Raw genomic sequence first — 25,792 nt, 5'->3', positions numbered from 1 at the left:
AGCTCCTGGGGACGTCCTCCACGCGTCCTGGCGATCGGATTCACCCTCCCGTCGGACTTCATGATCTGGAGCTCGCGGTCGATCAACGCGTGCCTGCAGCGGGAGGCGTCGCGCGAGGTAGATCGCGACCTGGGCGTTCTCGATCCTGCCCGCGGTGCCGGTGTACGGGGCGCTGCACCCCGACGATGTGCCATCACCCCGTCGGGCTCGCCGAGCTTCCCAGCGACGAGCCCGCGCGGATCGGCCGCGACACCGTCTCTGTGTCTCAACGGGCACAGCTGAACAGATGCTGCACCTCCACCGCGGGCACCGCCGTCGTGAGGCGGTAGGCGGGCAACCTGCTGGCGCGGGTGGCGTCACGTGGGGCTCGCGGCGGCCACGCGTCGACATCGGATGAGCAGCCCTCAACCAGGACGTCCGGGTAGCGGCCACCGCGGCTGCGCTCGCCACCGGCCGCGCGGCGGCCGGTGTTGATCGCGTTGCGGAAGAACACCCGCGAGAACCTGGTCGTACACCCCGCCCAGCATCATCGAGTTCCGTGACTGGGTCGCGCCGGCATGGCACCGGCGCCGGCAGGACGCGGTGCGCAGCGAGGTGGGAGCCCATTGCCGGATGGCTGCGGGAGCACGACGTGGCGCAGGAAAGCCGGGTCGTCGGCCACCTGCCGGGTGGCGTCCATGCGGTGATCGCGTTCCTGGCCTGCGCCGGCATCGGGCCGCCGTGGTGGTGTGCGAGCAGGACCGCGCCGACTCAGGCGCCACTCGCTTCGCCCAGCTCGAACCGAGCGTGCTCGTCGCGGCCGACGGTTACCGCTGGAACGGGCCGGTTCAGCGGACGTCGCGGCCGGCGGCCCGCGCCGCGTCCACGAAGGCCTCGACCGCTGGGGAGACGCCGTCGGGATGGTGGGCCACGCCGACACTGAGCTGCGGGCCCGCGCCGCGCAGCGGGCGGTAGACGACGCCGGGCCGGTTCAGCCGCTGCATCTCGCCTGCGATGAAGCCGAGCCCGACACCGGAGCTGACCAAGGCGATGATCGACTGAGCCGGGTAGGCCTCCATCGCGATCTCCAGGCTGAACCCGGCGTCCTGGCACATCGAGATGATCGTGTCGTAGAGCTGGGGCGCGATCTGCCGCGGGAAGATCACGAACCGCTGACCGGCGAGCTCCGCGAGCTCGAGGGACTCGCTGCGGGCCAGGGGGTGCACGTTGGGCAGCGCGAGGTGGAACGGCGCCCGGGCCACCTCCTCGGTGCGCAGGCCGGTGTCGTCGAGCGGGGGATGGATCAGGCCGACGTCGATGTCGCCCGCGCGCAAAGCCTTCTCCTGCTCCGCGGTCGTGAGCTCGCGCACGATCATGCCGACGCGGGGGAGGGCCGCGTGGAAGAGCCGCGCCGCCTCGGGGAACAGGACGTAGAGCGCAGGCGACGTGACGCCCACCGTGAGCTGGCCGATCTCACCCCGGTCGGTGCGCTGCGCCAGCAGCACGGCGAGGTCGAGCTGGCGCAGCGTCTTGCGGGCCTCGCGCAGGAACACCTCGCCCGCGGGCGTCAGCACGACGGTGCGCTTGGTGCGGTGGGCGAGCTGCACCCCGAGCTCGCGTTCGAGGTTGCGCACCTGCTGGCTCATCGCCGGCTGGCTGACGTGGCAGCGTTCGGCGGCGCGGTGGAAGTGCAGCTCCTCGGCGAGGGCGACGAAGCACTCGAGGCGGAAGCGGTCCACCGCCGCATCCTTGCAGCCGGCGAGCGCGGTGAAAAGCGCTCCTTATCAACTGATCCCAACTAAGAGTTGGACTCGATTACCGCTGCTCCATAGCGTTCCGGCAACCGACGAAGGAGTACGCGAGAGATGTTGTCGCCGACGCCGGACGACCCCGGCGCCCTCCGCATCACCGCCGTGGAGACGCTCGTCGTCAACGCGGAGATGCGGAACTGGATCCTCGTGAAGGTCCGCACCGACCAGGACGGTCTGGTCGGGTGGGGCGAGGCGAGCTTGAACTGGAAGACGCGGGCCGTGGTCGGCGCCGTGGAGGACCTCGCCTCGATGATCGTCGGCCGCGACCCGCGGGACATCGAGCAGGCGCTGCGGGTCATGACCAAGCACAGCTACTACCGGCTGGGGATCGTCGGCGTGACCGCGATCAGCGGTATCGAACACGCGCTTTGGGACATCCTCGGCAAGTCCGTGGGCCAGCCGGTCTGGCGACTGCTCGGCGGGCAGGTCCGCGACCAGGTACGGGTCTACACCCACCTCGGTCTCGGCGACATGCGCTCGGTCTACGACACCGTCGACGAGGGGCAGCTCCGCGAGCGGGCCACCGCGGTCGTCGAGCAGGGCTACGACGCCCTCAAGGTCGTGCTGATCCCGTACGGCGGGCACCTGTCGACCCCCGCCGACCGCCGGCACGTCGACCGGATGATGTCCGTGCTGCGCTCCACGGTCGGTCCCGACGTCGACATCATGATCGACTTCCACGCCCGGCCGGCGTCCCCGGCAGCCGCGATGCAGTACGTCGACATCCTCGCCGACTACGACCCGATGTTCTGCGAGGAGCCGGTGGCGCCGGGGGACACGGAGGCCCTGTGCGCGGTGGCCGCCCGCTCGCCCGTGCCCATCGCGGCGGGAGAGCGCCTGGTCGGGCTGCGCGAGTTCCTGCCGGTGCTCGCCTCGAAGGCGCTGGCCGTCGCGCAGCCCGACCTCAACCACACCGGCGGCCTGCTCGAGGGGAAGCGAATAGCGGCAGTGGCGGACGCCGAGCTCGTCGGTGTGGCACCGCACAACCCGAACGGGCCCGTCGCCGGGGCGGCCGCGCTCCACTTCGCGGTGAGCACCCCGAACTTCGTCATCCAGGAGGAGATGAGTGGCGCCGTCAGCTGGTACGACGAGGTCGTCAGCGCCCCGATGAAGCGCGTCGGCAACCACTGGGAGGTCCCCACCGCCCCCGGTCTCGGCGTCGAGGTCGACGAGGCGGCGGCCCGCCGCCATCCGTACCGGCCGGAGGTGCCGCACAGCGGCTCGGCCGTCCTCGCCGACGGAACGGTGGTGGACTGGTGAGTCTGCGCCACTTCGCCCACCCCGGTGGGGGCGTCTACAACGCCACCCCGGACCGGGTCGTCTTCGGCCCGGGCAGCATCGCGGTGCTCCCCGACGAGGTGGACCGGCTCGGCGTGACACGACCGCTCGTCGTGACCACCCCGGGCCGGGCCGAGATGGGCAAGGAGGTCGCGGCCGCACTCGATGACCGGTGCGTCGGGATCCTCCCCGAGGCCGTCAGCCAGGTCCCGGTCGAGCTCGCCCACCGCGGCCGCGAGCAGGCCGCAGAGATGGGCGCGGACTGCCTCGTCGCGGTCGGCGGCGGCGCCGCGACCGGCCTGTGCAAGGGCATCGCCTACGAGAGTGGGCTGCCGATCATCGCCGTGCCCACGACCTACTCCGGCTCGGAGATGACCGGCTACTGCGGGATGACGATCGACGGCGTCAAACGCATGCACGAGAGCCCGGCGATGCTCGCATCCGTCGTGATCTACGACGCCGAGCTGTCACGGCAGCTCCCGCTCGCCGTGACCGCCGCGAGCGCGATGAACGCCCTCGCGCACTGCATCGACGCCGTCTACCTGCCGAGCGTCAGCCCGCTGCTGCGGCCCGCGGCGATCGAGGGCGCGCGGGTCGTGACCAGCGCGCTGCCCGCCGTCCTCGCCGCTCCCGACGACCTCGGAGCCCGCAACGAGCTGCTGTACGGCGCCTACCTCGGCGGTGCCGCCCTCACCGGCGGGTTCGCGCTCCAGCACGCGGTCGCCCACATGCTCGGCGGCAGTTTCGGCGTGGAGCACGGCGTCGCCCACGCCGCCGTCCTGCCGTACGTCACGGCCCACCTGGTCGAGCGGGCCCCCGACGCACTGGGCCGCCTCGCCGACGCGGTGGGCACCGACGACCTGCCCGGACACGTCTGGGACATCGTCGTCGCGGCACGGCTGCCGGTCCGCCTGTCCGACCTCGGGATCCGGGCGGAGGACCTCGAGCTCGCCGTCGGGATCGCGAGCGGCGCGGAGTCCTACGACGTCAACACCTCGCTCGACCCGGGCCTGACCAACCCGGCGCCGGTCACCGAGGAGGTGGTCCGCTCGATCCTCTCCGCGGCCGCTGCCGGCCACCGTCCGGGGCGCGGCCGATGAGGATCCACCTGGTGGGCGAGGCGGCGGAGCACGCGGCCGACCTGGAGGCGCACCTCCAGCAGCCTGCGCAGATCGCCGTGCTGCCCGCGGCCGCCGCCCACAGCGACCGCCACGACGACGGGATCGGCGCGGACGACGTGGTCGTCTCGCTGCGGTTCACGCGGCCGGGCTCGACGGCCCCGGCGTTCCGGCTCCTGCACGTGCCCGGAGCCGGGTTGGACGGGATCGACCTGGCCGCGCTGCACCCCGGGACCGCGGTGGCGAACGTGTTCGAGCACGAGATCCCAATCGCCGAGTTCGTCCTCGCCCGCCTGCTCGAGTGGGAGATCCGCGCCGGCGCGATGCAGGCGGCGTTCGACGCGGAGTCGTGGCCCGACGCCTACCGCGGCCGGGTGCCGCACGGTGAGCTGCACGGCCGGACGCTCGGGATCATCGGTTACGGGCGGATCGGGCAGGCGATCGCCACCCGGGCGGCGGCGTTCGGGATGCGGGTGCGGGCCGTCGACGACAGGGCGGTCCCGTCCGCGGCGGCGGAGCTGCTCCCGCAGGCCCGCCTCGACGAGGTCCTCGCCACGGCCGACCACCTCGTCGTGGCCTGCCCGCTGACGCCCGCCACGAGCGGGCTGATCGACCGTGCCGCGCTGCGCCGGATGCGGCCGCACGCGGTGCTCGTCAACGTCTCCCGCGGCCCCGTCGTCGACGAGTCCGCGCTCTTCGACGCGCTCCGCGACAACGTCATCGGCGGCGCCGTGATCGACGTCTGGTACTCCTACCCACGCTCCTTCGAGGACCGGCCGGCTCCCGCGTCCCACCCCTTCTGGGAGCTGCCCAATGCATGGTGCACGCCTCATTCGAGCGCGTGGACGCGCGAGCTGACGCACCGGCGGTACCGCGCCATCGCGCTGAACATCGACCGGCTCCTGACCGGTCAGCCCTTGACCAACCTCGTCCGCGCCGGCCGCTAGCGCCGCGCCCGCCTCCCAGGAGCGCCGATGAACGCCGCCCCGACCCGAGAGACCATCTGGGATGAATCCCGCCGACGCCTGATCCGGGGGACGGTCGTCGGCAGCCTGATCGAGTGGTACGACATCGCCATCTACGGTCAAGCCGCCGCGCTCGTCTTCGGCACGCTGTTCTTCCCCGACTTCTCCCCGTCCGTCGGCCTGATCGCGGCCTTCGCAACGTTCGGCGTCGGGTACTTCGCACGGCCGATCGGGGCCCTGATCTTCGGTCACATCGGCGACCGGTACGGCCGCCGCTCCGCCCTGGTCGGCACCCTCCTGCTGATGGGTGTCGCCACTACCGTCATCGGCCTGCTACCGACGTACGCGAGCGTCGGGCTGGTCGCGCCCGTCCTGCTGGTGTTGTGCCGGCTCCTGCAGGGACTCGGCGTCGGTGCCGAGTACGTCGGTGCCGTCACGATGGTCGCCGAGTTCGCGCCCGCGCACCGCCGCGGCTACTACGCCGCGCTCCCGGCGTGCGGCGTGTTCCTCGGCATCGGGCTCGCCGCGGCGGTGAGCGGTGTCGTGGCGACCCTGCCCAGCGACCAGCTGATGAGCTGGGGCTGGCGCGTGCCCTTCCTGCTGAGCATCGCCGTGGTCGGGATCGGGCTGCTGATCCGCCTGCGGGTGCCCGAGTCACCGGTGTTCGCGGAGCTGCGCGAGGCCCGCCAGCGCACGCGCGTGCCGGCGCTGACGATGGTCAGGACGATGCCGGCCCGGCTCCTGCTCGTCATGATCGCCAACAGCCCGCTCGCCTTCAACATCTACGTCGTGCAGACCTACGCCCTGAGCTACCTCGCGGGCAAGGGCGTCTCCAAGTCGACATCGCTGTTCGCGCTGCTCGTGGGCTGCGCCGTCGGGGCGGCCGCCATCCCGTTGGTCGGCAAGCTCTCCGACAGGTCCGGTCGCAAGCCCGTCTACCTCGCGGTGTCGGTGTTCTGCGCCCTGATCTCCTTCCCGTTCTTCTGGCTGCTCGACACCGGGAACACGGTGCTGATCGTCCTCGCGTTCGCCCTCGCCCTCGGTGGCGGCTGCCTCGCGATGTTCGGGTCGCAGGCCGCCTACTTCGCCGAGCTCTTCCCGGCGGCGTACCGGTTCAGCGGCTTCGCCCTCGGCCGGGAGATCCCCGGCGCCGCGCTGGCCGGTCCCGCGCCGATCATCGCCGTCGGGCTCGTCGCGGCCACCGGTGGAGCGCCGTGGCTCCTCGCCGTGGCGCTCGTGGTCGTTGCACTCGCGAGCGCCGTGGCCGTGGCGGTCTTGCCGGAGACACGCGGTGTCGGGCTGGCGCCCGCGGCACCAGTCGGGTCCGGGCCGGCCGCCGGGCCCGGGGCGGCGCCCGCGGACGTGCCGGATCGGGTGGTCAAGCAGTAGCGCGTCCGCTCCCCGCCGGGCCGTCCGAACGGGCGGCCCGGCTGCGTCCTCGCTGCGAGCGACCGGTCCAGGACGCCGGGTCGTGACGGCGTTCCTGCGGCGGAGCGCCGGCACTGCGCCGTCGGCGTTCACCATCACGTTCCTGCGGTGGGCGTTCGGCGGTTCGTCGTCGCCCCGCGCTCATGTCGATCCGACCTTCGAGCGTCACCGGCGCCACGGCGCACGGTTCGTCCGTATACGCGCAGAGTTGCATCCGATGGACCTTTCGCCACTTGCCAGTGACGCCTGGTCAGAGTGAGATCCGATAGCCCTCGGCCTCGGATCCTCTCCTGACGTCGATCAACCCCGAGCCGAACAGCTGACACATTGTTGTGTTAGATGCAACGCGTGGATGAGGTTCTGGATACGCCCGGGTCGGCGCGTTTGGTGCTGGCCGAGGGCGTGTCCTACCTCGATCCGGCGCCGGCGGTGTTCGAGGCGATGTTGCAGGGCTGGGCGCGCCAGCAGCGGGTCCGCTTCCTGAAGGCGGAGACGATCCAGCGTCGGCAAGACCTGGTCCGGCGGGTGGTGCGCTTCTCGGGGCAGTACCCGTGGGAGTGGACGGCGGCGGAGCTCGAGGCGTTCATCGATAGCCGGCGCTCGGCTGCGCAGATCGTCGTGTCGACCGCGCGCGGCTACCTGGGCGGGCTGCAGATGTTCCTGGGCTACCTGACCGACCCGCGCTACGGGTGGCCGGAGGCGTGCCGCGAACGATTCGGGCGCGCGCCGGTGCAGCTGTTGGGCGAGTGGAACACGATCGCGCATGTCAGCGCCTACGAGGGCGGGCCGGGTCGGCGGCCGTTGAGCTATGACGAGGTGCAGGCGTTGTTCGATGCCGCCGACGGGCTCGTGGACGAGATCCGTGCCCGAGGGCGCAAGGGCGGGCTGGCGGCGCAGCGCGATGCCGCCGTGCTCAAGACGGTCTACGCGTTCGGGTTGCGTCGCCAGGAGGCGTGGGGCCTGGACCTGGCCGACCTGCGGCGTAACCCGAAGGTGCCCGGGTTCGGGCAGATGGGGGCGTTGCTGGTGCGGTGGGGCAAGTCGTCGCGGGGCAGCCCACCGAAGCGGCGCACGGTGCTGCTGGTGCCGGAGATGGACTGGGTGGTGCCACTGCTGGAGCAATGGCTGCACGAGGTCCGGCCCCGGTTCGGCCCGGGTGGGCATCCGGCGCTGTTCACCACGGAGCGGCGGGGGCGGATGTCGATGCGTGGGATCAACGATGCGTTCGTCGCGGCCCGCGATGCCGCCGGGCTGGACGGTGTGTTGGATCTGCACTGCCTGCGGCACTCGTATGTGACGCACTTGATCGAGTTCGACTACCCGGAGCGGTTCGTGCAGGACCAGGTCGGTCACGCATACGCCTCGACCACCGCGCTCTACACCGGGGTGTCCGATGACTACCGCAACCGGCTGCTCACCCAGGCTCTGCAGGCCCAGGAGCAGCAGTGGGAGGAACAGCGATGATCCGCAAGATGGGCATCGAGTGGCATCTGCGGCTGCGGATGGCCGAGCGCGGGTTGTTCGCCACCTCCGAGCTGCTGCCGCTGCTGGCCGAGCGCGGTATCCACCTGTCCCGGGAGCAGGTCTACCGGCTGGTGACCCAGCCACCGCAGCGGCTGAGCATGGACACCCTCGCCGCGCTCTGCGACATCCTCGGCTGCTCCCCGAACGACTTGATCGAGGTGCAGGCGGTGAACAAGCAGGTCCGCAAGGCGAGTGGGGACGCTGGCCGACCGGCTCCGCCGCCGGTCCGCCGGACCACGATTCGTCGGCCCGGCTCCGGCGGAGAGCCGAGGTGAGCACGGCGGCCGCCGATGCCGCCCGTCAGCGCGTGCTCACGCTGCTCACCACGCAGCTTCCCGACCTGGACGCGCAGGCCGCGGACCAGGCGCTGGTGACGGCGAACGCGGCCGGGCAGGCGTTGTGGGATATCGACAGGCACCTGGCCGTCCACCCGGATGCGCTCGTCTCCGGTTCGCCCGACGTTCCGCCGTCGGTGTTCCGGCTGGTGGTCGTGCTCGAGGCGGCCGGGCATCCGGTGCGCGTGCCGCACTGCGCCGGCTGCGGTCAGCGGAAGCCCCTGCCCCAACGCATCCCGGCCGGACGGGTCTGCGTCAGCTGCCGGTCGAAGGCCGTGCCGCCCCACCCCTGCACCCGGTGCGGCCAGCGGAAGCAGGTAGTCGCGCAATGGCCGATGGGGCCGGTTTGTCGACGCTGCTACCGAGAAGTCCGGGGCAGACCGGCACCCTGCGGCGGCTGCGGCGCCATCAAGCCGCTGATCGGCGTCGACGGCCGCGGCCGCGGCGTCTGCGGGGCTTGCGCCGGAGGGCGCTTCGACTATGTCTGCCGGCGCTGCGGCGGTGGGGAGGAGCGCTACCAGGACGGCAACTGCGTCCGGTGCGTCGCGATCGAACGCCTGCACGAGCAGTTCCGCGGCCCGACCGGCCAAGTGCTCGACGTGTTGGTGCCGCTGCTCGCGGCGCTGGCTCAGGCGGATCGCCCCCGATCGGTGCTGGAGTGGCTGCGCCGAGACGACGGCGGCGCGCAGGTCCTGCGGCAGCTGGGCGCCGCGGGGGTGGAGCCCACCCACGAGGTCCTGGACTCCCTGCCGCCTACGGGTGTGAACGCGCTGCGGCAGATGCTGGTGCACGTCGGGGCGCTCCCGGCTCGGATCGAGTACCTCGAACGGGTGCCAGCCTGGCTGAACCGGCAGCTGGCGCTGCTGCCCGAGCAACACCGCCAGGTCATCCACGTCTACGTCACCTGGTCGGTGCTGCGACGGGCGCGCCAGCGCGCCGCGCACGCCCGCTTCACCGAAGCCAGTGCACACAACCTCCGCGGCCGAGTCAGGGCGGCCCTCGCGTTCCTGCGGTGGCTGGATGAACGGCACGTCGCGCTCGCCGATGTCACCCAGGCCCTGATCGACCAGTGGCTCAGCGAGGGCGCCTGCACCCGGAGGGTCGTCAAGGACTTCCTCGACTGGGCCGCTGGCCGAGGCCTCGCCCCCGAACTCGACATCCGCTACCTACCTCCGTCCGAGCCCGACCTGTCGGTCACCAACGAGGAACGCTGGGAACAGCTGCGCCGCTGCCTCCACGACGCCACGCTGCCCCTCGAAGTCCGGGCCGCTGGCGGGCTCGTCCTGCTCTACGGGCTCCCGGTCAGCCGGATCAGCGAGCTCACCGCCGAGCACCTGATCTCCACCGAGACCGGCCACGTCCTGCAGCTCGGCGGGCACCGCACCGCGTTGCCTCCGCCCCTCGCCGCGCTGCTTACCGACCTCGCCCGCACCGCGGTCACCACCTCAACCGTCGGCCGCAGCGTCCCCGGGCCACGCTGGCTGTTCCCCGGCGGGCTGCCCGGGCAACACTTCACACCAGGCCGCCTCGCCAACATGCTCAATCGCCACGGCATCCGAGTCCGCGTGGGTCGCAACTCCGCGCTCGCCGCCCTTGCCGCCGACATCCCCGCCGCCGCGTTGAGTCCGCTACTCGGGATCAGCATCGAAGCCGCCGTGCGCTGGACCCACCGGGCCAAGCGTGACTGGCAGGCATACATCCAGGCACGAGCGACAGCACCTGCCGCCCCGGATCGTGACAGCAACGGTGCGATGGACGCACCGGCCACCGAGCAGGGCGCATCGCGCAGCGGACGAGTGAGGCCCTAGCCTCCGCCGGCTGCGACGAGGAGGGAGCGCTCTTCCGTGGACGCCTGTGCCCGGGCTCATGACCTCTAAAGGCTTGCCAGATCGCGAGCCGCAGAACGATCACGTGGGAAGGCTTCTTAAACGCCAGGGATCACGCAGACAGAACCAGATGGCTGGATGGACCGATCGGAGTCGGCCTGCTGGGCTGCTTACGAGGATGCTCGGCGCAGGTGTGCTCGCCGTCGCCGCGCCATCCAGCCCGAAGCCGACGATCTCGTGGAGCCGGACTCCCACATGCCTTCCCCATCGATCCCGAACGTCTGCGATCGACACGCCGCCGCAAGCCGATCCCTCCGCCGGCAGGGAACTATCGACGCACCCCTCCTCCGCCGGCGCGCCCCCTTCCCGCTCACGCCGCCGGTCGACGGGGCGCGTCAGCCGAACCCGGGTGGGTCGGCGGACGAGCGGTGCGTGAATGCGTCCCGGAATCGGTCGAGCGCCTCCAGTGGGTCGTGCGAAGCCCAGCCTTCCAATCCGACCACGCCGTCGTAGCCGAGGCGCGCCAGGGTCGCAGCGATGGCGGGGTAATGGATCTCACCGGTGCCGGGTTCGCAGCGGCCGGGGACGTCGGCGACCTGGATCTCCCCGACGACCGGCAGCGCCCGCTCGACCAGCTGCACGAGGTTCCCCTCGCCGATCTGGGCGTGGTAGAGGTCGAGGTTGAGCCGCAGGTGCGGGCTGTCGACGGCCTCGACGAGCGCGAGCGTGTCGGCCGCCCTCGCGAACGGCACCCCCGGGTGGTCGACTGCGGTGTTGAGGTTCTCCAGGGTGAACATGCGCCCGGCGCGCTCCGCCAGCTCGGCGAGCCGAGCCAGCGTCCGCGCCGCGGTCAGCCACATCCGCGGCGTGACGACCGGCGAGGCCACCACGGGCAGGCCGCGGTCGTCGAGGCCGGTGCCGTGCACGTTGAGTCGGGGGCAGTCGAGCTCCTCGGCGACCCGCAGTGACCGCTCCGCGGTGCGCAGCAGTTCCTCGGCTCCGTCCGGGTCGGAGAGGGTGCCTCGGATGTAGCCGGTCATCGAGGTGAACCTCGCCCCGGTCTTGGCGAGCGCGGCGATGTCCTTGGCCGTCCAGTCCCAGATCTCGACCTCGAACCCGAGGTCGGCGATGCGGCGCACCCGCTCCTCGATCGGCTGGTCGAGGAACAGCATCTCGGCGCAGGCGGCGAGCCGGAATCCGGTCACTTCGCGACCTCCTCGATCCGGACCGGACGCCCGGCGCGCACCGATCCGGCCGCCGCCAGCGCGATCGCCAGCGCCGCGCGCGCGTCCTCCCCGCCCACCGGGGCCGGCGTCCGGTCGCGGACGGCGGCGACGAAGGCGGCCAGCTCGGCGACGTAGGCGCCGGCCAGGAGCTCCTGGTCGCTGCGGGCCATCTCGACCGTGCGGCCGGCCGCGCCGGAGAAGATCATCCCGGTGCGGCGGCCGTCGCCCAAGGTCGCCATGCCCCCCGATCCGAACACCTCGCCGCGCACGTCGTAGCCGTACGCGGCCTCGAAGCACGCCTCCGCGACACCGGTGGCACCGTTGGTGAACCGCACCACCACCACCGCGGTGTCGAGCAGCCCGCGCTCCCGCCACTCGGGCTCGACGAGCGCGTCGGCGGTGGCGTAGACCTCGACGGCCTCCGCGCCCGGGTTGAGGAACCGCAGGGTGTCGAAGTCGTGGATCAGGGTCTCGTTGAAGATCGTGTCCGGCGGCACCCGGGACGGGTCGAACCCACCGGGGTCGCGGGTGACCGAGCGCAGCAGCCGCGGGATGCCCAGCCGGCCGTCGTCGAGCAGGGCGCGGGCGGCCTGCCAGTCCGGGGCGAAGCGCCGGTTGAACCCCACCTGCAGCACCACCCCGGCGGCGCGGGCGGCGTCGATCGCCCGGTCGGCGTCGGGCAGCGAGAGCGCCATCGGCTTCTCGCAGAACACCCCCTTGCCCGCCCGGGCCGCGGCCACCACCAGATCGGCGTGGAAGCGGGCGGGCGCGGCGATCACCACCGCGTCGACGCCCGGATCGGCGAACGCCTCCGCCGGGTCGGAGTAGGCGCGGTCCGCGCCCAGGCGCTCGGCCACCCCCGGCGCCGGGTCCGCCACCGCCACCAGCCGCGCCCCCGGGATCCGGCGCGCGAGCGACTCGCCGTGGAACGACCCCATCCGCCCCGACCCGACCAGGGCCACCCCGATCGCGTTCATCCGCTCCTCCTCGAGCCTAGAACGTTCTATGGCGCGCTAGCCTAGAACGTTCTAGGCGAGATCGGTAGGGTGTGGGGGTGACCCGAGCAGAGCGCGCTCGCCGGCCGACCCTCGCTGACGTCGCAGCCAGGGCGGGCGTGTCCGTCGCCCTCGTCTCGATCGTGATGCGCGACGTCCCGGGCGCGAGCCCGGCCTCACGGCAGCGGGTGCTGCAGGCCGCCGACGAGCTGGGCTACCGCCCGGACACCCGCGCCAGGCTGCTGCGCAGCAGTCGCAGCCGGCTGCTCGGCGTCGTCTTCGGGGTGCAGCACGCCTTCCACGGCGACCTGGTCAGCGGCCTCTACACCGCCGCTGACCGCGTCGGCTACGAACTGGCACTGAGCGCCGTCACCCCACAGCGCGACGAGCAGCGGGCCGCGGCGAGCCTGCTGCAGGACCGCTGCGAGGCGCTCGTCCTGCTCGGCCCGCACACGCGCACGGCCCACCTCGCCGAGCTCGCCGCCCGCCTGCCCGTCGTGGTCGTGGCGCGCGCGGTCCGCCACCGCGACGTCGACGTCGTCCGCACCGCCGACGAGTCGGGTCTGCACGAGGCCGTTGACCACCTCGTCGGCCTCGGCCACCGCCGGATCGCCCACGTCGACGGCGGCCGCGCCCCGGGAGCCGCCGAGCGCCGCCGCGGCTACCGCGACGCCATGCGCCACCACGGCCTCGCCGCCGACGTGCATGTCCTGTCGGGCGGGCTCACCGAGGACGACGGCGCCGCGGCCGCCCGCGCCCTGCTCGACCTCACCCCGCGGCCGACCGCCGTGACCGTGTTCAACGACCGCTGCGCCCTCGGCGTGCTCGATGTGCTCCAGCGCGCCGGCCTGGCCGTACCCGGCGACATCAGCGTCGTGGGCTACGACGACAGCCGCCTCGCCCGCCTGTCACACGTCGGCCTGACCACCATCGCCCAGGACATCGAGCAGATCACCACGCTCGCCGTCACCCGCGCGATCGACCGGCTCGAGCGCAACCCGGTCAGCCACCGGGAGCTAGTCGTCCCACCCCACCTGGTCGTCCGCACCACCACCTGCCCGCCGCCCGCCACCTGCCCGCCGCCCGCCACCTGATCGAGCGAATCGTGGCGCGTGGCCCCGACGCCGACGAATGCTCTCTCGGGTCTCACACCAACGGTGGCTCCTGCACACGACTGCTCGAGCAACGTCGGCGCACCGTGCACCGCGGGCCGGGCCAACCTCGACCGCCCGGCACAAGGCACGGAACCCGGCGGGAGAGCTCGCGGCTGATCTCCGCAGCCGCGGCGACCGGCAGGCCGATGGTAAACAGGTCGACGTCCGACTCCGCGATCCGCGCTTGGCCGGTCGCGACGGAGCCGTACAAGTAGAGCGAGACGTTGCTGTCGACCTTGCCGACCTCCGCCACCACGGCGCGAACGACCGGCTCGAAGGCGCGACGGGCACACGATCCCGCGGCGCTCCGGTCATGATCGTCCCGTCAGGCCTGACACCTCACCAGGATCACGCACAGGGAGCCCTCGAAATCCGGGTGGACGAGCGTCACCGCTCAACGAGCTGGGCAACGGCGGCCGGTATCGAAGGACCGCCACGAGATCACCACGGTATGAAGCATCGTGCCTGGCTCACGCACGCTCAACGGAGATCCCGGAGCCTGCGGCGTTCGCCGCGTCCTGCACCCAAACGAGCAGTACTCGACGGTACCCACCCGCGCCCGGCGGTCGAGTACCGCGCGTCGTGGAGCATTGCGCAGGGTTCGAATACCTACCGTCCGCCAGCTGTACCGGCAGAGTTGCAACCGAAGGATCTCTTGCCCATTCTCTGAATCCGCTGATCAGCGCGAAGCCGTGAGGATGATGGCTAGTGGGCGGCGCCCGGCATGATCGGTTCCCATCGACCGTCGCGCGACATGTTGCGTACCGAACTGTCGACGCGGAGCCGGTCGTCGCACTCGTAGAGGGCGCGGCTGTCAGCGGCCGTTTCGGGGTCGGTCGTGATGTCGGCGAGCGCATCGAACAGCTCGACCATCACCGGGGTGATCTCGTCCTGGGGTTCTGGCATGACGCCCCAGACGTCCCAGGGGAGTAGCTCCAGATTGGAGAGACAAGCGACGTCGCGGATGAGGTTTGCCGCGATCCACCAGTCGCCGAATTCGTTGACGGCGCTGAGGCCATAGCGGTTCGGGTCGTCCTTGCCGGCACGGCACTGCCGCCAGGCAAGGGTTTCATAGATCTATTTCCGGGCCCGGAGGCCGCCAGGTCTGCGGTCGAGCCGCGGCTCGGGTGCTGGCGCCCGCGGGAAGCAGTCGAATCAGGGAGTTGCGGAGAGCGACTGCCATCGGGCTGTGCGCCTGGGCGATCCGGCCGACCTGCCGGGAGCTTCGCGCAACCGCGGTGGTCCGCTGCCGCCGCGTCGTGTCGTACATGTCGAGCGCGGCATCCACGTCGTGGTGGTGGCCGATCAGCGCAGCCAGCGTGACCGCGTCCTCGAGGGCCTGGTTGCCGCCTTGGCCGAGGTCGGGGGTCATGGCGTGGGCGGCATCGCCAACGAGGACGACTCGCGCCCGGGTGAACCGGGGAAGCGGGGCGACGAGCTCGACGATGTCGTTGCGCAGGATGCTGCGGCCGGCCGTGAGCCTGCACCAACGCCAGAATCGGGTCGTGCCAGGCGGCGAACCTGCGCAGCAGCTCTGCCTTTTGTACCGAGTCCTCGTCGGCGCGGCCGAGTCCGACCCGGACGCGGCCGCCCTGCTGGCCGACCGGACTCGGCACCGCGCGGCGGGACAGGAGCTGATCGCACGTTCTCTCGCTCGTAGCGGCGCTCTGAGGTCGACCGTGCGGGAGGCAGACGCGGCCGACATCATCCACGCGCTGATGTCCCCCGAGGTGTATCAGCTGCTCGTCGCCGAGCGTGGCTGGCAGCCGGAACGGTACGAACAGTGGTTGACCCAGATCCTGATCGACCAGCTAATGCCTCGGTGAGCAGTGCGAGGGAGTGGCGATGGACCGACCACCGTCGGAGCGACCTGGTACCGAGTCTCTCGCCGCTCGGCCGTGCGGCTGTGGGAACCCCGCTGATACCGACGACCCGAACCTGTCAGACCACCAGCCGCCGCAGGAACTCGAGAACTTCGTCCGGGCCTTGCAGGACGAGGTCGGCGGCCGCGAGCAGCTGGGGTGGAGCCTCCTCCGACCGCACGGCCACCCGCAGCACGTCGTGCCCTTCGGCTGCGAGCTCGGTCAATGCTGCGAAGGCAGGCAGGTCACCGAGATCGTCACCGACGACCACGACGATCCGGGCGCCGGACTCGTCGACGACCCGGCGAACGGCGTCGCCCTTGTCGCTGCGCACCAGCGGTCGCAGCTCCCAGACCATCTTCCCGGGGATCAGCTCCAGTCCGTACCGGTCGGCGATCCGTCGGGCCGCCCGGTCAATCCGGTCCGCCCACCGCTCGCGATCGGGGATCCGCCGGGTGTGGACGGCGACCGCGTACTCCTTGTCCTCCAGCCATGCACCGCTGTCGTGCACCGCGTCGGACTCGCGAAGCGCCTCGGCGGCGGCAGCGACCGTGGGGCGGGCCTCCTCCAGCCGCGGGTCGACCCGGATCCGGCCGTCGTGCATCTCCTGCAGCCCGTACAGCCCGAGGTAGCGGACGCCCGGAGCAGCGACGTGCTCGCCCAGGTAGGCGGCCGGGCGCCCCGAGACGATGGCGACGGCGGCGAACCGGCTCGCCAGGGGGCCGAGCAGCTCCACCACGCCCCGCAGCGGCCGGGCCGCCTCCGGGTCGTCCACCACCGGGCTGAGGGTGCCGTCGAAGTCCAGGCACAGGGCGACCTCCTTCATCCGGTCGACCAGCGCCCTCGCCGCCTGCTCGGCCGTGACCGTGCCCGCGCTCATCAGGCGCGCTCCAACTGGAGTTCGCGCTGCTGACCGGGTGCGAGCTCGACCGCCTGACCGTGCACGAAGAGGTTGACGGGGCCGGCCCCGCCCGGCCGCACGCTGAGCCGGATGCGGTCCTCGGCCAGATCGACGTCCACGCGATGGCCCCGGTAATGGACGCTGAACCGCAGCCGCTTCACCTCCGCCGGCAGCGCCGGCTCGAAGCGGAGCACGGGCCCGAGCGCACGCATGCCAGTGAGGCACCGCAGCACGATGTCGACCGTCCCGGCCATCGCCCCCAGGTGGATGCCCTCGGCCGTGGTGCCGCCCTGGACATCGGCGACGTCGCTCTCCAGCGCGTGCTGCAGGAACTTCCAGGCCTGCTCGGGCTGGTAGCGGGCCATCACCCACGAACTCACCACCCCGCTGAGTGTCGAGCCGTGCGAGGTCCGGTCGAGGTGGTACTCGACGCTCCGGGCGAGCTGTTCGTGGCTCACCGCGTAGCCGAGGTTGTGCAGCAGCCCGCGCAGCTCGTCACGGGAGAGCAGGAACAGCAGCATCAGCACGTCGGCCTGCTTGGCGAGCTTGTACCGGTTGGTGCTGTCGCCCTCGGCCTCCAGCAGCCGGTCCAGCCGCTGGATGTTGCCGTAGCGCTCGCGATAACCCTCCCAGTCGAACTCGGGCAGCGCCTCGTAGCCCTCGAACTGGGTGAGGACGCCGTCGGCGTGGAAGACGACCTTCATCTTCCTGGTGATGTCCTGCCAGCGCTCCAGCTCCTCGTCCCGGATGCTCAGCTCCTGGACGAGCTCCTCGCGATAGTGCGGGGGTAGGACGTCCAGCGTCTCCAGCGCCCGCTGCAGCACCCACACCGCCATGATGTTGGTGTAGGTGTTGTTGGCCAGCCCGGGCTCGTCGGAATCCGGGTACGCCTCGTGGTACTCGTCCGGGCCCACCACGCCGCGGATCTCGTAGCGGTCCTCCCCGGCGTTGAAGGTGGCGATGCTCGCCCAGAACCGTGCGATCTCGATCAGCAGCTCCGCGCCGGTGAAGCGCAGGAACCCGATGCTCCCGGTCACCATGTAGTGCTGCCAGACGTTGTAGGCGATGGCGATGTTGACGTGCCGCTGGTTGTGCGAGTGGTCGGGGAGCCAGCGGCCAGACTTCGGGTTGAGGTGGACCTTCTGGGTCTCCTCACGCCCGGTTGCCCCGCTCTGCCAGGGGAACATGGCGCCCTCGTACCCCTCGGCGCGGGCGGCGGCGCGGGCCGTGTCGAGCCGCTCGTAGCGGTACTGGAGCAGGGCTGCAGCCAGGCTCGGGCGTTCGAAGTTGAAGAAGGGGAAGATGAACATCTCGTCCCAGAAGACGTGACCGCGGTAGGCCTCCCCGGTCCAGCCGCGGGCCGGGACGCCGACGTCAAGGCGATGCGTGTGCGGCGAGATGGTCTGCAGCAGGTGGAAGATGTGCAGGTGGAGGACCGTCTCGGTCCATTCGTTGGCGCTGTCGAGCTCGATGTCGAAACGGTTCCAGAGGCTGTTCCACGCGCCGACGTGCCGCGCCAGAAGACCGGCGAAGTCGTCCGCCGTGGTGGCCGCGAGCTGGGCATCGTCGCGGCTCTCGGATATCCCGCGGTCCCGCGACGTGTACACCGCAGCGATCTTCTCGACGGTCGCCGAGCGCCCGTCCTCGAGCATGACGTCCAGCGTGTGGGCGATGTACCCCGGCTCTTCGACCAGCCGCCGGTCGACGTCCTGCCGCTGCCCGTCGCGCAGCACCCGCGTGCGTGCCGCGCCGGCGACCCGCACGTGCGACTGCAGGGTCTCGACCTGCAGACCGATGGTCTCCGGGTCGACCTCGCCCTGACCCAGCACCTGCAGGTGGCGGCTGTTGAGGTCGCGGTAGCGCTTGACGCCCGTGTTCGCGACGCGGCCGTCCAGCCCGGAGACGACCTCGATGCGGCCCGACCAGTTCTCCGCCGTGAACGTGGTCTCCAGGCCGGCGAAGTGCTCGTCCTTCATGCTGACGAACCGGCGTTGGACCATGCTGGTGCGCCGCCCGTCGGCCTCCTGCCAGGTCAGGTGCCGAGCCAGCACCCCGCGGCGGATGTCCAGCTCGAAGCGGTGCGAGATCACGTCCGCGCGCCGCGCGTCGAACCACTCCCCACCCTCGATCCGGAAGCGCAGCGGCAGCCAGTTCGGGACGTTGACCAGGTCCTCGTTCTCGACCGTGCGCCCGGCGACCTCGGTCTCGGCGCGGTCGTAGAGCCCCGCGACGTACGTGCCGGGGTAGTTCACGTCGTCGGCGTCCGCCTCGGGCAGAGCGCCGCGGGTCACCATGTACCCGTTGCCGAGCGAGAGCAGCGCCTCCCGCAGCCCCTGCCGGGCCGGGTCGAAGCTCTCGTACACGAGCGTCCACACGCTCGGCGGCTGCTGCGTGTGCCGCTTCCTCATCTCGGCGGCCGCCCGGCGCTCCTCGAGGAACCCCGAGCGCAGGGCGCGCCGGGACACGTCGTCCAGGGTGGTCACGACGAGATCCGCGCCCGCCTCGAGCAGCATCTCCTGGTCGTCCAGGCGGGCCACGCCGAGCGCGGCCATTCCGGCCGCCTTGGCGGCCTGGATGCCGCTGGTCGCATCCTCGGCGACGAAGCAGTCGGCCGGGGCGACACCGAGCTCCTCCGCCGCGGTGAGGAAGATCGTCGGATCCGGCTTGCCCTTGGGGAAGTCCCGGCCGGAGATGTCGGCGTCGAAGATCTCGGCGAGGGTCATGCCCGGGGTGATGAAGTCGTAGTCGATCCGTTGCTCGGCGGCGAACAGGTCCAGGCGGATCCGTTCGAGGAACAGCTTGGCGTTCTTCGACGACGACGCCGCCGCCACCGGGACGCCCGACGCCTTCACGTCCAGGACGAACCGCAGCGCGTCCGGGAACGCCATGAAGCGGCCCTGCTCGATCAGCTTGATCACGTGCTCCTGTTTCGCGGCCGCGTACTGCTCGATCCGCGCGTCGATGTCCGGCACACCGAAGTGCTCCATCGCCGCCCGGGCACCGGCCATGCGCGGCATCCCGGCCATCACCTGCTGGTAGACGGCCGGCGTGAAGCGTTCGGGGGACCAGCTCGTCCGGTCACGGATGTCGCGCCAGTCGCCCTCCATCAGAGACCTGAACGACTCGCGCCAGGCCAGTTCGTGCGGGGAGTCGACGAGCACCCCGTCCACGTCGAAGATGGCTCCGCCGGAGCCCGTTGCACTGGTCATCGATATCTCCCTCGCTTCGGTGCGACCTCGGAGGCCGGGCCGGTTGCCGGCGGTGAGATCCCTCGTGCGGTGCCGAGCGGTGCCGCCGCAGTAGGCGTTCGAACGGCGTCGGCGGCGGCAACCTCGGCTCGGGTCGGGGGATCGGCACCAGGGCGAGAGCAGGTGATCGCCGCGACGAAGGCCGCCGCGTCCACAACGCTGACGAGCGTCGCCTCGTCGATCGCCGCCATCGCGTCGTGACGCGAGCCCCCGACCAGATCTGCTCGACGCAGCCCGTCGAGCAGGCCGGACGTGAACGAGTCGCCTGCACCGACGGTGTCCACGAGGTCGATCGGCGTCGCGGGTCGACGCACCTCCAGCCCCGCCGTGGCGGCGTACACCCCTCTGCCTCCACGTGTCACGACGACGAGGGCCGGGCCGCGCCCGAGCCAGTCCCGCGCCACGTCCTCGTCCTGGCGGTCGGGGTAGAGCCAGAGCAGGTCCTCGTCGCTGACCTTGACGACGTCGCACAGGGCGACGAGGTCCTCGATCCCCGGCCGCGCCCGTTCCGGCGCCCCGAGCAGTGCGGGCCGGACGTTGGGGTCGTAGGAGATCGTCACCCGCCCGCGCCGGTGCTCCCGCCTCATGAGGTCCTCGACGCCTGCCCTGCCGGGTGCCAGGACGGTTGCCAACGAACCGGTGTGCAGGCACCGGGTCTCGATGGGGAGGGGCTCCAGGTCGCCGATGTCCCACTCGATGCGGAAGTCGTAGGTCGCGATCCCCGCGGCGAGGGTGGCAATCGCCAGGCTGGTCGAGGTGCCCTCGCCCGAGCCCCCTTCGACCCGGACGCCGCTGGACTTGAGGTGCGCGGTGACCATCTCGCCCAACGCATCCCGTCCCAGACGCGTCATGAGCGTCACCTGGTTCCCGAGCCGGGCCAGCCCAAGAGCGACGTTGGCCGGGCTCCCACCGGGATGGGCGACCAGCGTTCGGCTGCCGCGTTGCCCGACCAGGTCCACGAGCGCTTCGCCCACGACGACGAACATCCGCCCAACTCCTATCGAAGAGAACCGGTGTGTCGGGTGCGCGGTCGAGGATCGCCACTGCCCGTCGGGGCACGCGGGCAGGTGCTCGCGCAGGCGATCAGCGATCGAGCAAGGCCCGACGCGTCTCGTTCGCCCTCAACCCGCGGCGCCCTCGCTCACGAGCGGCCCTCCGTGCCGTGCGGTGCGGAGGTCGAACAGTGCGTAACAGGCCACCAGACCCAGGCAGATCCCCGGGACGACGAAGGCCAGGTTCGCGCCCATGATGTCCATCAACTTGCCTTGGACCAGCGGAAGGAGCGCGCCTCCGAGGATGGCCATCACGAGACCGGCGGCGCCGAACTTCGTGTCCGGGCCGAGGCCTTGCAGGGCGACGCCGTAGATCGTCGGGAACATGAGTGACAGCGACAAGGAGATTCCGACGACGGCGAGCAATCCGATCATATTTGGCGAGAACATGGCGATGAGGGAGAACAGCAGCCCCAGCAAACCCATGGCGAACAGCAGCTTCGTCGGCCGGTAGATGCCGAGCAGATAGGTCATCACGAACCGTGAGATGAGGAAAAGGATGAGGCTGGCCTGGAGGTACCAGCCCGAGCTCGCGGTGGGCACGCCCACCACGTCCTGGGCGTACTGGATGGTGAACGTCCACGCACAGACCTGGGCGCCGACGTTGAGGAACTGTGCGGCCACTCCGTACCGGTAGTGCCGGTTGTGCCAGAGACGACCGACGAGGCCGGTATTCCTCTCGTCCGGCGCGAACCGGGCGTGCTCCTCCGGCACAGGAATCTTCTGGATGGCGATGACGATCCAGATCAGCAGGAGCGCGGTGGCGATTCCCGTATAGGGCCCGAGTACCAACGACAGGTCCTGCTCCTGCGCCGCTAGCCGCTGGTCTGCCGTCATCGCGGCCTTCTCCGACTCCGGCGTGATCTGGGGGAGGATCAACAATGCGCCGAGCAGGACGCCGATGTTCGCGCCGACCGGGTTGAACGACTGGGCGAGGTTCAGCCGCTGGGTCGCGTTCTCCTCCGGGCCCATCGCGATCACGAACGGGTTGGCCGAGGTCTCGAGGATCGACAGTCCGGCCGCCAGTACGAAGAGAGCGATCAGGAAGAACCCGTACGCGAGCAGCACGCTTGCCGGGATGAACAGGAATCCACCGAGCGTGGCGAGCCCCAGGCCGGCGAGGACGCCGGCCTTGTAGCCGTAGCGCCGGTTGATGAAGGCGGCCGGGATGGCGAGCGAGAAGTACGCGCCGTAGTACGCGAACTGCACAAGTGCCGACTGGAAGTTCGACATCGTGAAGATGTGCCGGAAAACCCCCACAAGAACATCCGTCAAGTTGGCTGCGGACCCCCAGGCCGCGAAGCAGGTGACGATCAGGATGAACGGAATGGTGAGGCCCGGGTAAACCAACTTGGGCTTCGCGTCGCGTGCCTCGTAGGGTTGTATCCGTGTGACCGTCTGTCGAGCCATTCGGATCACCTCTCGCTGACGCGGAGTGGGGTATGTGATGCAGCCCACAGTCGAACGGTAGTCCGCGCCGACGGCAGATTCCACCGGAGGCGGTGGCAACCTTGAGTGTCTGATCCGGTACTGTGCGTCATTAGTTCAAGGTTCAATATTAACTTTGCGGGGCGCTCCCTACTTCTGGTCGAAAAGGCGCAGGTCCGAGGGCTCGCGGAGGAGATCCTCCAGAATGATGTTCCCCTCGATGTTGTAAGGCTGGCGCATGTGCTCGTCCCACGCCGCGCGGGAGCGGAACATCTCCAACATCACCCACGTGGACGGGTCGTCCTGCGGCTGCGCGAGGTACATGAAGACGCAACCGGGCTCGGTGATGCTGTTGCGGCGCATGGACTGCAGTTGCGCCTCGGCTTCCGCCATTCGGTCCAGTCTTGGTTTGATATTGACCACGAGGAAGAGTGGCCGATCACTCTCGTCCATGGGGCATTCCTACACCCGTCCCACGTGATCGACGCCGATTCGGAGATTCGTTCGGAGGTACTCCGGACCCATGCCCACGTCGCCGGCCCGCCGGTCGTTGCCGGGGGTCCACACCCGTTCTCTTGCCGGGTGATGAGCGGTACCGTTCTCCAGTCCGGTGCCGGTCCGCGGTCGCCGCGGCAGGCGCACCCGACAACCTGCCCGGAGGCGTCATGCACCGCTACCTCGTCGTCGCGAACCAGACGCTCGGCAGCCAGGAACTCAGGGATCTCATCAGTGAGCGCGTTGCCCATGGTCCCGCTGAGTTCTGGCTCGTGGTGCCCGCAACCCAGGTGAGCGATCTGGCGTCGATCGCCGCCCTGCCGCCGATGCCGGTCGTCGGTGGCGTCCCGACGATCTCTGCGCCCCCCGAGGAGGCTCGCCGGTTGGCGCAGGCCAAGCTCCAGGCGACCCTGAAGGAGTTGGCCGCCGCCGGCGCCACGGCAGGGGGCGAGGTGTGTGACCCCGATCCGATGCGCGCGGTCGAAGACGCCCTCGGGAGGCAGGAGTTCGACGAGATCATCGTGTCGACGCTCCCGGCGCGCCTGTCTCGCTGGTTGCACCAGGACCTGCCCGCGCGCCTCGGACGCAAGTTCCACCTACCGGTCACCCACGTCGCCGCAAAGGATGTCTGAGTCGCGAACGCCGGGACAGGGGTGACGGTGGCCCACACCGAGATCTGCTCGTAGAGGCCGAACATCTGGGCGGTGCCCGGCGAAGACCGGTCCCAGCACGGGGATGAACCGTGGTACGAGGCCGGATCGGTACAGCAGGTACGCGAGCAGCACCGTGCTCGTTCCGAGGACCAAGCTGGGGCCGACCAGGAATGTCCAGTTGTGGAATGCCACCAATGCGCTTCCGATCGCGAGGCGTCGATGCCGTACGCCCCCGACAGGTCCTGACGCAGCGTCACGACGACGAGGAGGGGAACGACTCCGACGGCGATGACGCTCGCCTCGAGGGTGCGCATGACCACGGAGCCGAGGGCGATGCCTTCGTCCTGACGCTTGACGACGGGGAAGAGCGCGACGGTCGTCCCGACATTGGCGAGTGCCAGGACCAAGCTTGCCGGAATAGCTCGAGCTTCAGCGGGCCAGGACGATGTCGTCCCTGTTCGGCTGCAACGTTGGCGCCAGATCCGGTCGCTGCCCACGTGTCGATGCGGTGGAATCGTCATGGCCGTCGCGCGACAGTGGCGGGGGTGGCAGGGTGGCCGCGGTGACGGAGGATGTGACGGCTGCTCGGCCCGGCATCGGCGCGCTGTTGCAGGATCTGGATCGAGCGCCGCCGAGCGAGTTGGTTGATGTCTGCGCACGATGGCTGGCCCGGCACGTGTCGGCGCAGGGCTGCGTCGTCCTGCTGTCGGACTACGCGGAGGCGAGTCTGGAGCCGGTGGCGGTGGACCCTGCCACTGCGCCGATCCGGTCCCAGGACTTGCTCGACAGCGCTGCGGGTGTGGCGTACCGGGAGCAGCGCCGCGTCACCGCCGTTGTGGATCCATCCGGTGATGCTGCTGCGGCCGGGGCCGCTGGCAGTGGCGTGCCCGGGCCCGCGGTGGTGGTCTACCTCCCGGTGTCGGTCCGCGCGGAGCGTCTCGGGGTCCTCGCCGTAACGTTGCCCGGCCACCACGTCGGCGGGGGAACCATGGAGGTACTCGACGATGTCGCGCGCGTCCTGGGGCACGTCCTGACCGGCGCTCGCCGCTACACCGACCGGTTCGAGATGCTGCGCCGCCGGCGTGAGCTGGGGTTGGCTGCGGAGATCCAGTGGGAGCTGCTGCCCAGTCTGGCCTTCGAGCTGCCCGCGTTCTCCATCGCGGGCACCTTGGAGCCCGCGTACGAGATCGGAGGGGACAACTTCGACTACGCCGTCAGCGCGCACTGCCTGACCGTGGGCGTCAGCGACGCGGCCGGCCACGGGCTGCGCGCGTCGCTGCTGGCCAGCCTCTCCTGCACGGCGATGCGCAACGCCCGCCGCGCGCACTGCTCGATCGTCCAGCAGGCCGAGACTGCGAATCGGCACCTGGTGGAGCAGTTCCCGGGCCCCGACTTCGTCACTGGCCTCATCCTCGAACTCGATGTCGACAGCGGCGTAGGAACGATCCTCAACGCCGGACACCCGCCGCCGCTGCTGGTCCGGGACGGCGCGGTCAGTGAACTCCTCATCCCGCCCGAGCTGCCGCTCGGGCTGCTCGGTTCCACGCACTACCCGGTTCACCCGATCGCGCTCCATCCGGGGGACAGGTTGCTCCTGTTCACCGACGGCATCACAGAGGCCCATCAGCGAGGTGGGCAGGATTTCGGCTATCGCCGGCTGGCCGCGCTGCTCGCTGACCACCATGAGCTCGCGCCTCCCGAACTCGTACGACATATCACCCGGTCCGTCACCGAGTCGTGCAACGGCGAGATCAGCGATGACGCCACGGTCGTGTGCCTCGATTGGCATCCGAAGCAACCGCAGGCCCAGTGATCACCGCTCGTGGTCTGCGACGAACGCGAACTGGCCGCGTTCGTCGTCGCCAGTCGCTGCGCGTCGATCCACTCCAACCGCTCACCGACGAGGAGGTCCAAGCAGCGGGCCTCGCCGGTCGCGTGCCCGTCAGCTGGACCAGCGCCGCCCTCGTCGATCGACGACCGTGACGCCGGTCGGGAGCTCCGCAACCAGGCACGCGCGCAAGGCCGGGTTCACGCCGGTGACCACGACGCCCGCATCCGCGCTCAGGAGCCTGCGGACGAGCGTGAAGAGCATCAGCAGCGGAGCGCAAGCCGAAGTCGGCGGGAGGGACGACAGATCGATCACCACGTCCCGCGCGGCGTCCCCGTGGTGGCGCAGCTGACGACGCGCCTCCTCAACGAGGTGTGGCATCCACCGGGGCAGGTCTCTCGCCTGCTGTGGGGTGAGTCGGAGTATGACGGGAACACGTTGCCGGCGGTGAAGCACGTTCGATCTCGTTGCACTCTGAGGAGCGATGAGCGTCGTAGTAGGCGCAGGCATCAGGGCTTCCACTCATTTCATCCAGATCTAGCTGCAGCGGGTCGAAGGGCACGAGGGCAGGGGGAGCCGCCTCGGCGCCCGCGGAGCCACGCGGTGGGTTGGGCCGACCGTTCCCACCCGACCACCGTCACGTTGTTCATGAGCTGGAGATTCACCAGTTCGCCGGCGGATCGCTC

General features: G+C 70.7%; 25 protein-coding genes and 1 pseudogene. 11 read left to right on the top strand and 15 right to left on the bottom strand.

Annotated features, from left to right (window positions below; all coding sequences use genetic code 11):
* Nucleotides 1-265: 265 nt before the first annotated feature.
* Together FHX44_RS40360 and FHX44_RS40355 are read right to left on the bottom strand one after the other, a co-directional pair.
* Nucleotides 266-493, bottom strand: a complete 228-nt coding sequence (locus FHX44_RS40360; RefSeq protein ID WP_147260576.1) for a hypothetical protein — start codon at nt 491-493, stop codon at nt 266-268.
* Between the two features lie 334 nt (nt 494-827).
* Complete coding sequence (locus FHX44_RS40355; RefSeq protein WP_147260575.1) at nt 828-1,718, bottom strand: LysR family transcriptional regulator; 891 nt, start codon at nt 1,716-1,718, stop codon at nt 828-830.
* A 126-nt stretch (nt 1,719-1,844) separates the two neighbouring features.
* Here FHX44_RS40355 and FHX44_RS40350 point away from each other — a divergent pair, with 126 nt between their 5' ends.
* From FHX44_RS40350 to FHX44_RS40320, 7 genes are all read left to right on the top strand, one after another.
* The gene (locus FHX44_RS40350; protein ID WP_147260574.1) at nt 1,845-3,050 is read left to right on the top strand and encodes an enolase C-terminal domain-like protein; all 1,206 of its coding nucleotides are present in this window, start codon (nt 1,845-1,847) and stop codon (nt 3,048-3,050) included.
* On the top strand, nt 3,047-4,168 hold the full coding sequence (locus tag FHX44_RS40345) for a maleylacetate reductase (RefSeq protein WP_170309244.1): 1,122 nt from the start codon (nt 3,047-3,049) through the stop codon (nt 4,166-4,168). The genes FHX44_RS40350 and FHX44_RS40345 overlap by 4 nt, the downstream gene beginning before the upstream one ends.
* Nucleotides 4,165-5,133, top strand: coding sequence for a 2-hydroxyacid dehydrogenase (locus FHX44_RS40340; protein WP_147260572.1), 969 nt, complete (start codon nt 4,165-4,167; stop codon nt 5,131-5,133). Before FHX44_RS40345 ends, FHX44_RS40340 begins: the two co-directional genes overlap by 4 nt.
* Nucleotides 5,134-5,160: 27 nt before the next feature.
* Nucleotides 5,161-6,540, top strand: a complete 1,380-nt coding sequence (locus FHX44_RS40335) for an MFS transporter (protein WP_147260571.1) — start codon at nt 5,161-5,163, stop codon at nt 6,538-6,540.
* Nucleotides 6,541-6,927: 387 nt separating this feature from the next.
* Entirely contained in the window at nt 6,928-8,043 is a 1,116-nt protein-coding gene (locus FHX44_RS40330; RefSeq protein ID WP_147260570.1) for a tyrosine-type recombinase/integrase, read from the top strand.
* A complete protein-coding gene (locus tag FHX44_RS40325; protein ID WP_147257269.1) occupies nt 8,040-8,378 on the top strand; it encodes a helix-turn-helix domain-containing protein in 339 nt (112 codons plus the stop codon). The genes FHX44_RS40330 and FHX44_RS40325 overlap by 4 nt, the downstream gene beginning before the upstream one ends.
* Nucleotides 8,375-10,246: a hypothetical protein gene (locus FHX44_RS40320; RefSeq protein WP_147257268.1), complete on the top strand. Its 1,872-nt coding sequence runs from the start codon at nt 8,375-8,377 to the stop codon at nt 10,244-10,246. Before FHX44_RS40325 ends, FHX44_RS40320 begins: the two co-directional genes overlap by 4 nt.
* Before the next feature lie 413 nt (nt 10,247-10,659).
* Here FHX44_RS40320 and FHX44_RS40315 read toward each other — a convergent pair whose 3' ends face one another.
* Together FHX44_RS40315 and FHX44_RS40310 are read right to left on the bottom strand one after the other, a co-directional pair.
* Nucleotides 10,660-11,469 (bottom strand): TIM barrel protein, encoded by an 810-nt coding sequence (locus FHX44_RS40315; protein ID WP_147257267.1) that lies wholly within the window; start codon nt 11,467-11,469, stop codon nt 10,660-10,662.
* Complete coding sequence (locus FHX44_RS40310) at nt 11,466-12,467, bottom strand: Gfo/Idh/MocA family oxidoreductase (RefSeq protein ID WP_147257266.1); 1,002 nt, start codon at nt 12,465-12,467, stop codon at nt 11,466-11,468. Before FHX44_RS40310 ends, FHX44_RS40315 begins: the two co-directional genes overlap by 4 nt.
* Before the next feature lie 77 nt (nt 12,468-12,544).
* Here FHX44_RS40310 and FHX44_RS40305 point away from each other — a divergent pair, with 77 nt between their 5' ends.
* Nucleotides 12,545-13,579, top strand: coding sequence for a LacI family DNA-binding transcriptional regulator (locus FHX44_RS40305; RefSeq protein ID WP_212612562.1), 1,035 nt, complete (start codon nt 12,545-12,547; stop codon nt 13,577-13,579).
* Between the two features lie 52 nt (nt 13,580-13,631).
* Here FHX44_RS40305 and FHX44_RS44390 read toward each other — a convergent pair whose 3' ends face one another.
* From FHX44_RS44390 to FHX44_RS43680, 3 genes are all read right to left on the bottom strand, one after another.
* Nucleotides 13,632-13,892 carry a nucleotidyltransferase domain-containing protein gene (locus FHX44_RS44390; protein WP_425469193.1) on the bottom strand — a complete coding sequence of 87 codons (261 nt, stop codon included), beginning with the start codon at nt 13,890-13,892 and terminating at the stop codon, nt 13,632-13,634.
* Nucleotides 13,893-14,344: 452 nt separating this feature from the next.
* The gene (locus FHX44_RS40295; protein ID WP_147260569.1) at nt 14,345-14,545 is read right to left on the bottom strand and encodes a hypothetical protein; all 201 of its coding nucleotides are present in this window, start codon (nt 14,543-14,545) and stop codon (nt 14,345-14,347) included.
* Between the two features lie 163 nt (nt 14,546-14,708).
* Entirely contained in the window at nt 14,709-15,086 is a 378-nt protein-coding gene (locus FHX44_RS43680; protein ID WP_281287967.1) for an FAD-dependent monooxygenase, read from the bottom strand.
* Here FHX44_RS43680 and FHX44_RS43675 point away from each other — a divergent pair.
* Nucleotides 15,085-15,465, top strand: a complete 381-nt coding sequence (locus FHX44_RS43675) for a hypothetical protein (protein WP_246170853.1) — start codon at nt 15,085-15,087, stop codon at nt 15,463-15,465. The genes FHX44_RS43680 and FHX44_RS43675 overlap by 2 nt on opposite strands.
* Before the next feature lie 115 nt (nt 15,466-15,580).
* Here FHX44_RS43675 and otsB read toward each other — a convergent pair whose 3' ends face one another.
* The 5 genes from otsB to FHX44_RS40265 all read right to left on the bottom strand — a co-directional run bounded on the left by otsB (nt 15,581) and on the right by FHX44_RS40265 (nt 22,583).
* Nucleotides 15,581-16,381 carry a trehalose-phosphatase gene (gene otsB / locus FHX44_RS40285; RefSeq protein ID WP_147260567.1) on the bottom strand — a complete coding sequence of 267 codons (801 nt, stop codon included), beginning with the start codon at nt 16,379-16,381 and terminating at the stop codon, nt 15,581-15,583.
* On the bottom strand, nt 16,381-19,611 hold the full coding sequence (locus tag FHX44_RS40280) for an HAD-IA family hydrolase (protein ID WP_147260566.1): 3,231 nt from the start codon (nt 19,609-19,611) through the stop codon (nt 16,381-16,383). Before FHX44_RS40280 ends, otsB begins: the two co-directional genes overlap by 1 nt.
* Nucleotides 19,608-20,636, bottom strand: a complete 1,029-nt coding sequence (locus FHX44_RS40275) for a carbohydrate kinase family protein (protein ID WP_147260565.1) — start codon at nt 20,634-20,636, stop codon at nt 19,608-19,610. The genes FHX44_RS40280 and FHX44_RS40275 overlap by 4 nt, the downstream gene beginning before the upstream one ends.
* Nucleotides 20,637-20,771: 135 nt before the next feature.
* Nucleotides 20,772-22,112: an L-fucose:H+ symporter permease gene (gene fucP, locus FHX44_RS40270; protein WP_147260564.1), complete on the bottom strand. Its 1,341-nt coding sequence runs from the start codon at nt 22,110-22,112 to the stop codon at nt 20,772-20,774.
* 168 nt (nt 22,113-22,280) lie between these two features.
* Nucleotides 22,281-22,583, bottom strand: coding sequence for a putative quinol monooxygenase (locus FHX44_RS40265; RefSeq protein WP_147260563.1), 303 nt, complete (start codon nt 22,581-22,583; stop codon nt 22,281-22,283).
* A gap of 212 nt (nt 22,584-22,795) precedes the next feature.
* Between FHX44_RS40265 and FHX44_RS42570 the strand changes: the two genes are divergently transcribed.
* Nucleotides 22,796-23,257: a hypothetical protein gene (locus FHX44_RS42570; RefSeq protein WP_170309243.1), complete on the top strand. Its 462-nt coding sequence runs from the start codon at nt 22,796-22,798 to the stop codon at nt 23,255-23,257.
* Here the strand turns inward: FHX44_RS42570 and FHX44_RS44385 are convergent.
* Nucleotides 23,222-23,485, bottom strand: a complete 264-nt coding sequence (locus FHX44_RS44385; protein WP_425469215.1) for a DUF4386 family protein — start codon at nt 23,483-23,485, stop codon at nt 23,222-23,224. The two genes, FHX44_RS42570 and FHX44_RS44385, sit on opposite strands and share 36 nt — an antisense overlap.
* 35 nt (nt 23,486-23,520) lie before the next feature.
* A pseudogene (locus FHX44_RS44380) lies at nt 23,521-23,799 on the bottom strand (DUF4386 family protein); the annotation flags it as partial.
* 41 nt (nt 23,800-23,840) lie between these two features.
* On the opposite strand from FHX44_RS44380, the gene FHX44_RS40255 reads away from it, so the two are divergent.
* A complete protein-coding gene (locus FHX44_RS40255; protein ID WP_170309241.1) occupies nt 23,841-25,091 on the top strand; it encodes a PP2C family protein-serine/threonine phosphatase in 1,251 nt (416 codons plus the stop codon).
* A gap of 129 nt (nt 25,092-25,220) precedes the next feature.
* On the opposite strand, the gene FHX44_RS40250 is transcribed toward FHX44_RS40255, so the two are convergent.
* Nucleotides 25,221-25,487, bottom strand: a complete 267-nt coding sequence (locus tag FHX44_RS40250; RefSeq protein WP_147260560.1) for a hypothetical protein — start codon at nt 25,485-25,487, stop codon at nt 25,221-25,223.
* Nucleotides 25,488-25,792 lie beyond the last annotated feature (305 nt).

Origin of the sequence: Pseudonocardia hierapolitana (assembly GCF_007994075.1) — a bacterium.
Taxonomy (GTDB): domain Bacteria; phylum Actinomycetota; class Actinomycetes; order Mycobacteriales; family Pseudonocardiaceae; genus Pseudonocardia; species Pseudonocardia hierapolitana.
This window is presented reverse-complemented; position numbering and strand designations above follow the sequence as displayed.

Bases quoted from the DNA above. Each gene is read 5' to 3' on its own strand.
- FHX44_RS40295 (WP_147260569.1), bottom strand. From the start codon at position 14,545: ATGCCAGAACCCCAGGACGAGATCACCCCGGTGATGGTCGAGCTGTTC.
- FHX44_RS43675 (WP_246170853.1), top strand. From the start codon at position 15,085: ATGTCGTTGCGCAGGATGCTGCGGCCGGCCGTGAGCCTGCACCAACGC.
- FHX44_RS40275 (WP_147260565.1), bottom strand. From the start codon at position 20,636: ATGTTCGTCGTCGTGGGCGAAGCGCTCGTGGACCTGGTCGGGCAACGC.
- FHX44_RS40250 (WP_147260560.1), bottom strand. From the start codon at position 25,487: ATGCCACACCTCGTTGAGGAGGCGCGTCGTCAGCTGCGCCACCACGGG.
- FHX44_RS40265 (WP_147260563.1), bottom strand. From the start codon at position 22,583: ATGGACGAGAGTGATCGGCCACTCTTCCTCGTGGTCAATATCAAACCA.
- FHX44_RS42570 (WP_170309243.1), top strand. From the start codon at position 22,796: ATGCACCGCTACCTCGTCGTCGCGAACCAGACGCTCGGCAGCCAGGAA.
- FHX44_RS40340 (WP_147260572.1), top strand. From the start codon at position 4,165: ATGAGGATCCACCTGGTGGGCGAGGCGGCGGAGCACGCGGCCGACCTG.
- FHX44_RS40335 (WP_147260571.1), top strand. From the start codon at position 5,161: ATGAACGCCGCCCCGACCCGAGAGACCATCTGGGATGAATCCCGCCGA.
- fucP (WP_147260564.1), bottom strand. From the start codon at position 22,112: ATGGCTCGACAGACGGTCACACGGATACAACCCTACGAGGCACGCGAC.
- FHX44_RS40280 (WP_147260566.1), bottom strand. From the start codon at position 19,611: ATGACCAGTGCAACGGGCTCCGGCGGAGCCATCTTCGACGTGGACGGG.
- FHX44_RS40350 (WP_147260574.1), top strand. From the start codon at position 1,845: ATGTTGTCGCCGACGCCGGACGACCCCGGCGCCCTCCGCATCACCGCC.
- FHX44_RS40310 (WP_147257266.1), bottom strand. From the start codon at position 12,467: ATGAACGCGATCGGGGTGGCCCTGGTCGGGTCGGGGCGGATGGGGTCG.
- FHX44_RS40325 (WP_147257269.1), top strand. From the start codon at position 8,040: ATGATCCGCAAGATGGGCATCGAGTGGCATCTGCGGCTGCGGATGGCC.
- otsB (WP_147260567.1), bottom strand. From the start codon at position 16,381: ATGAGCGCGGGCACGGTCACGGCCGAGCAGGCGGCGAGGGCGCTGGTC.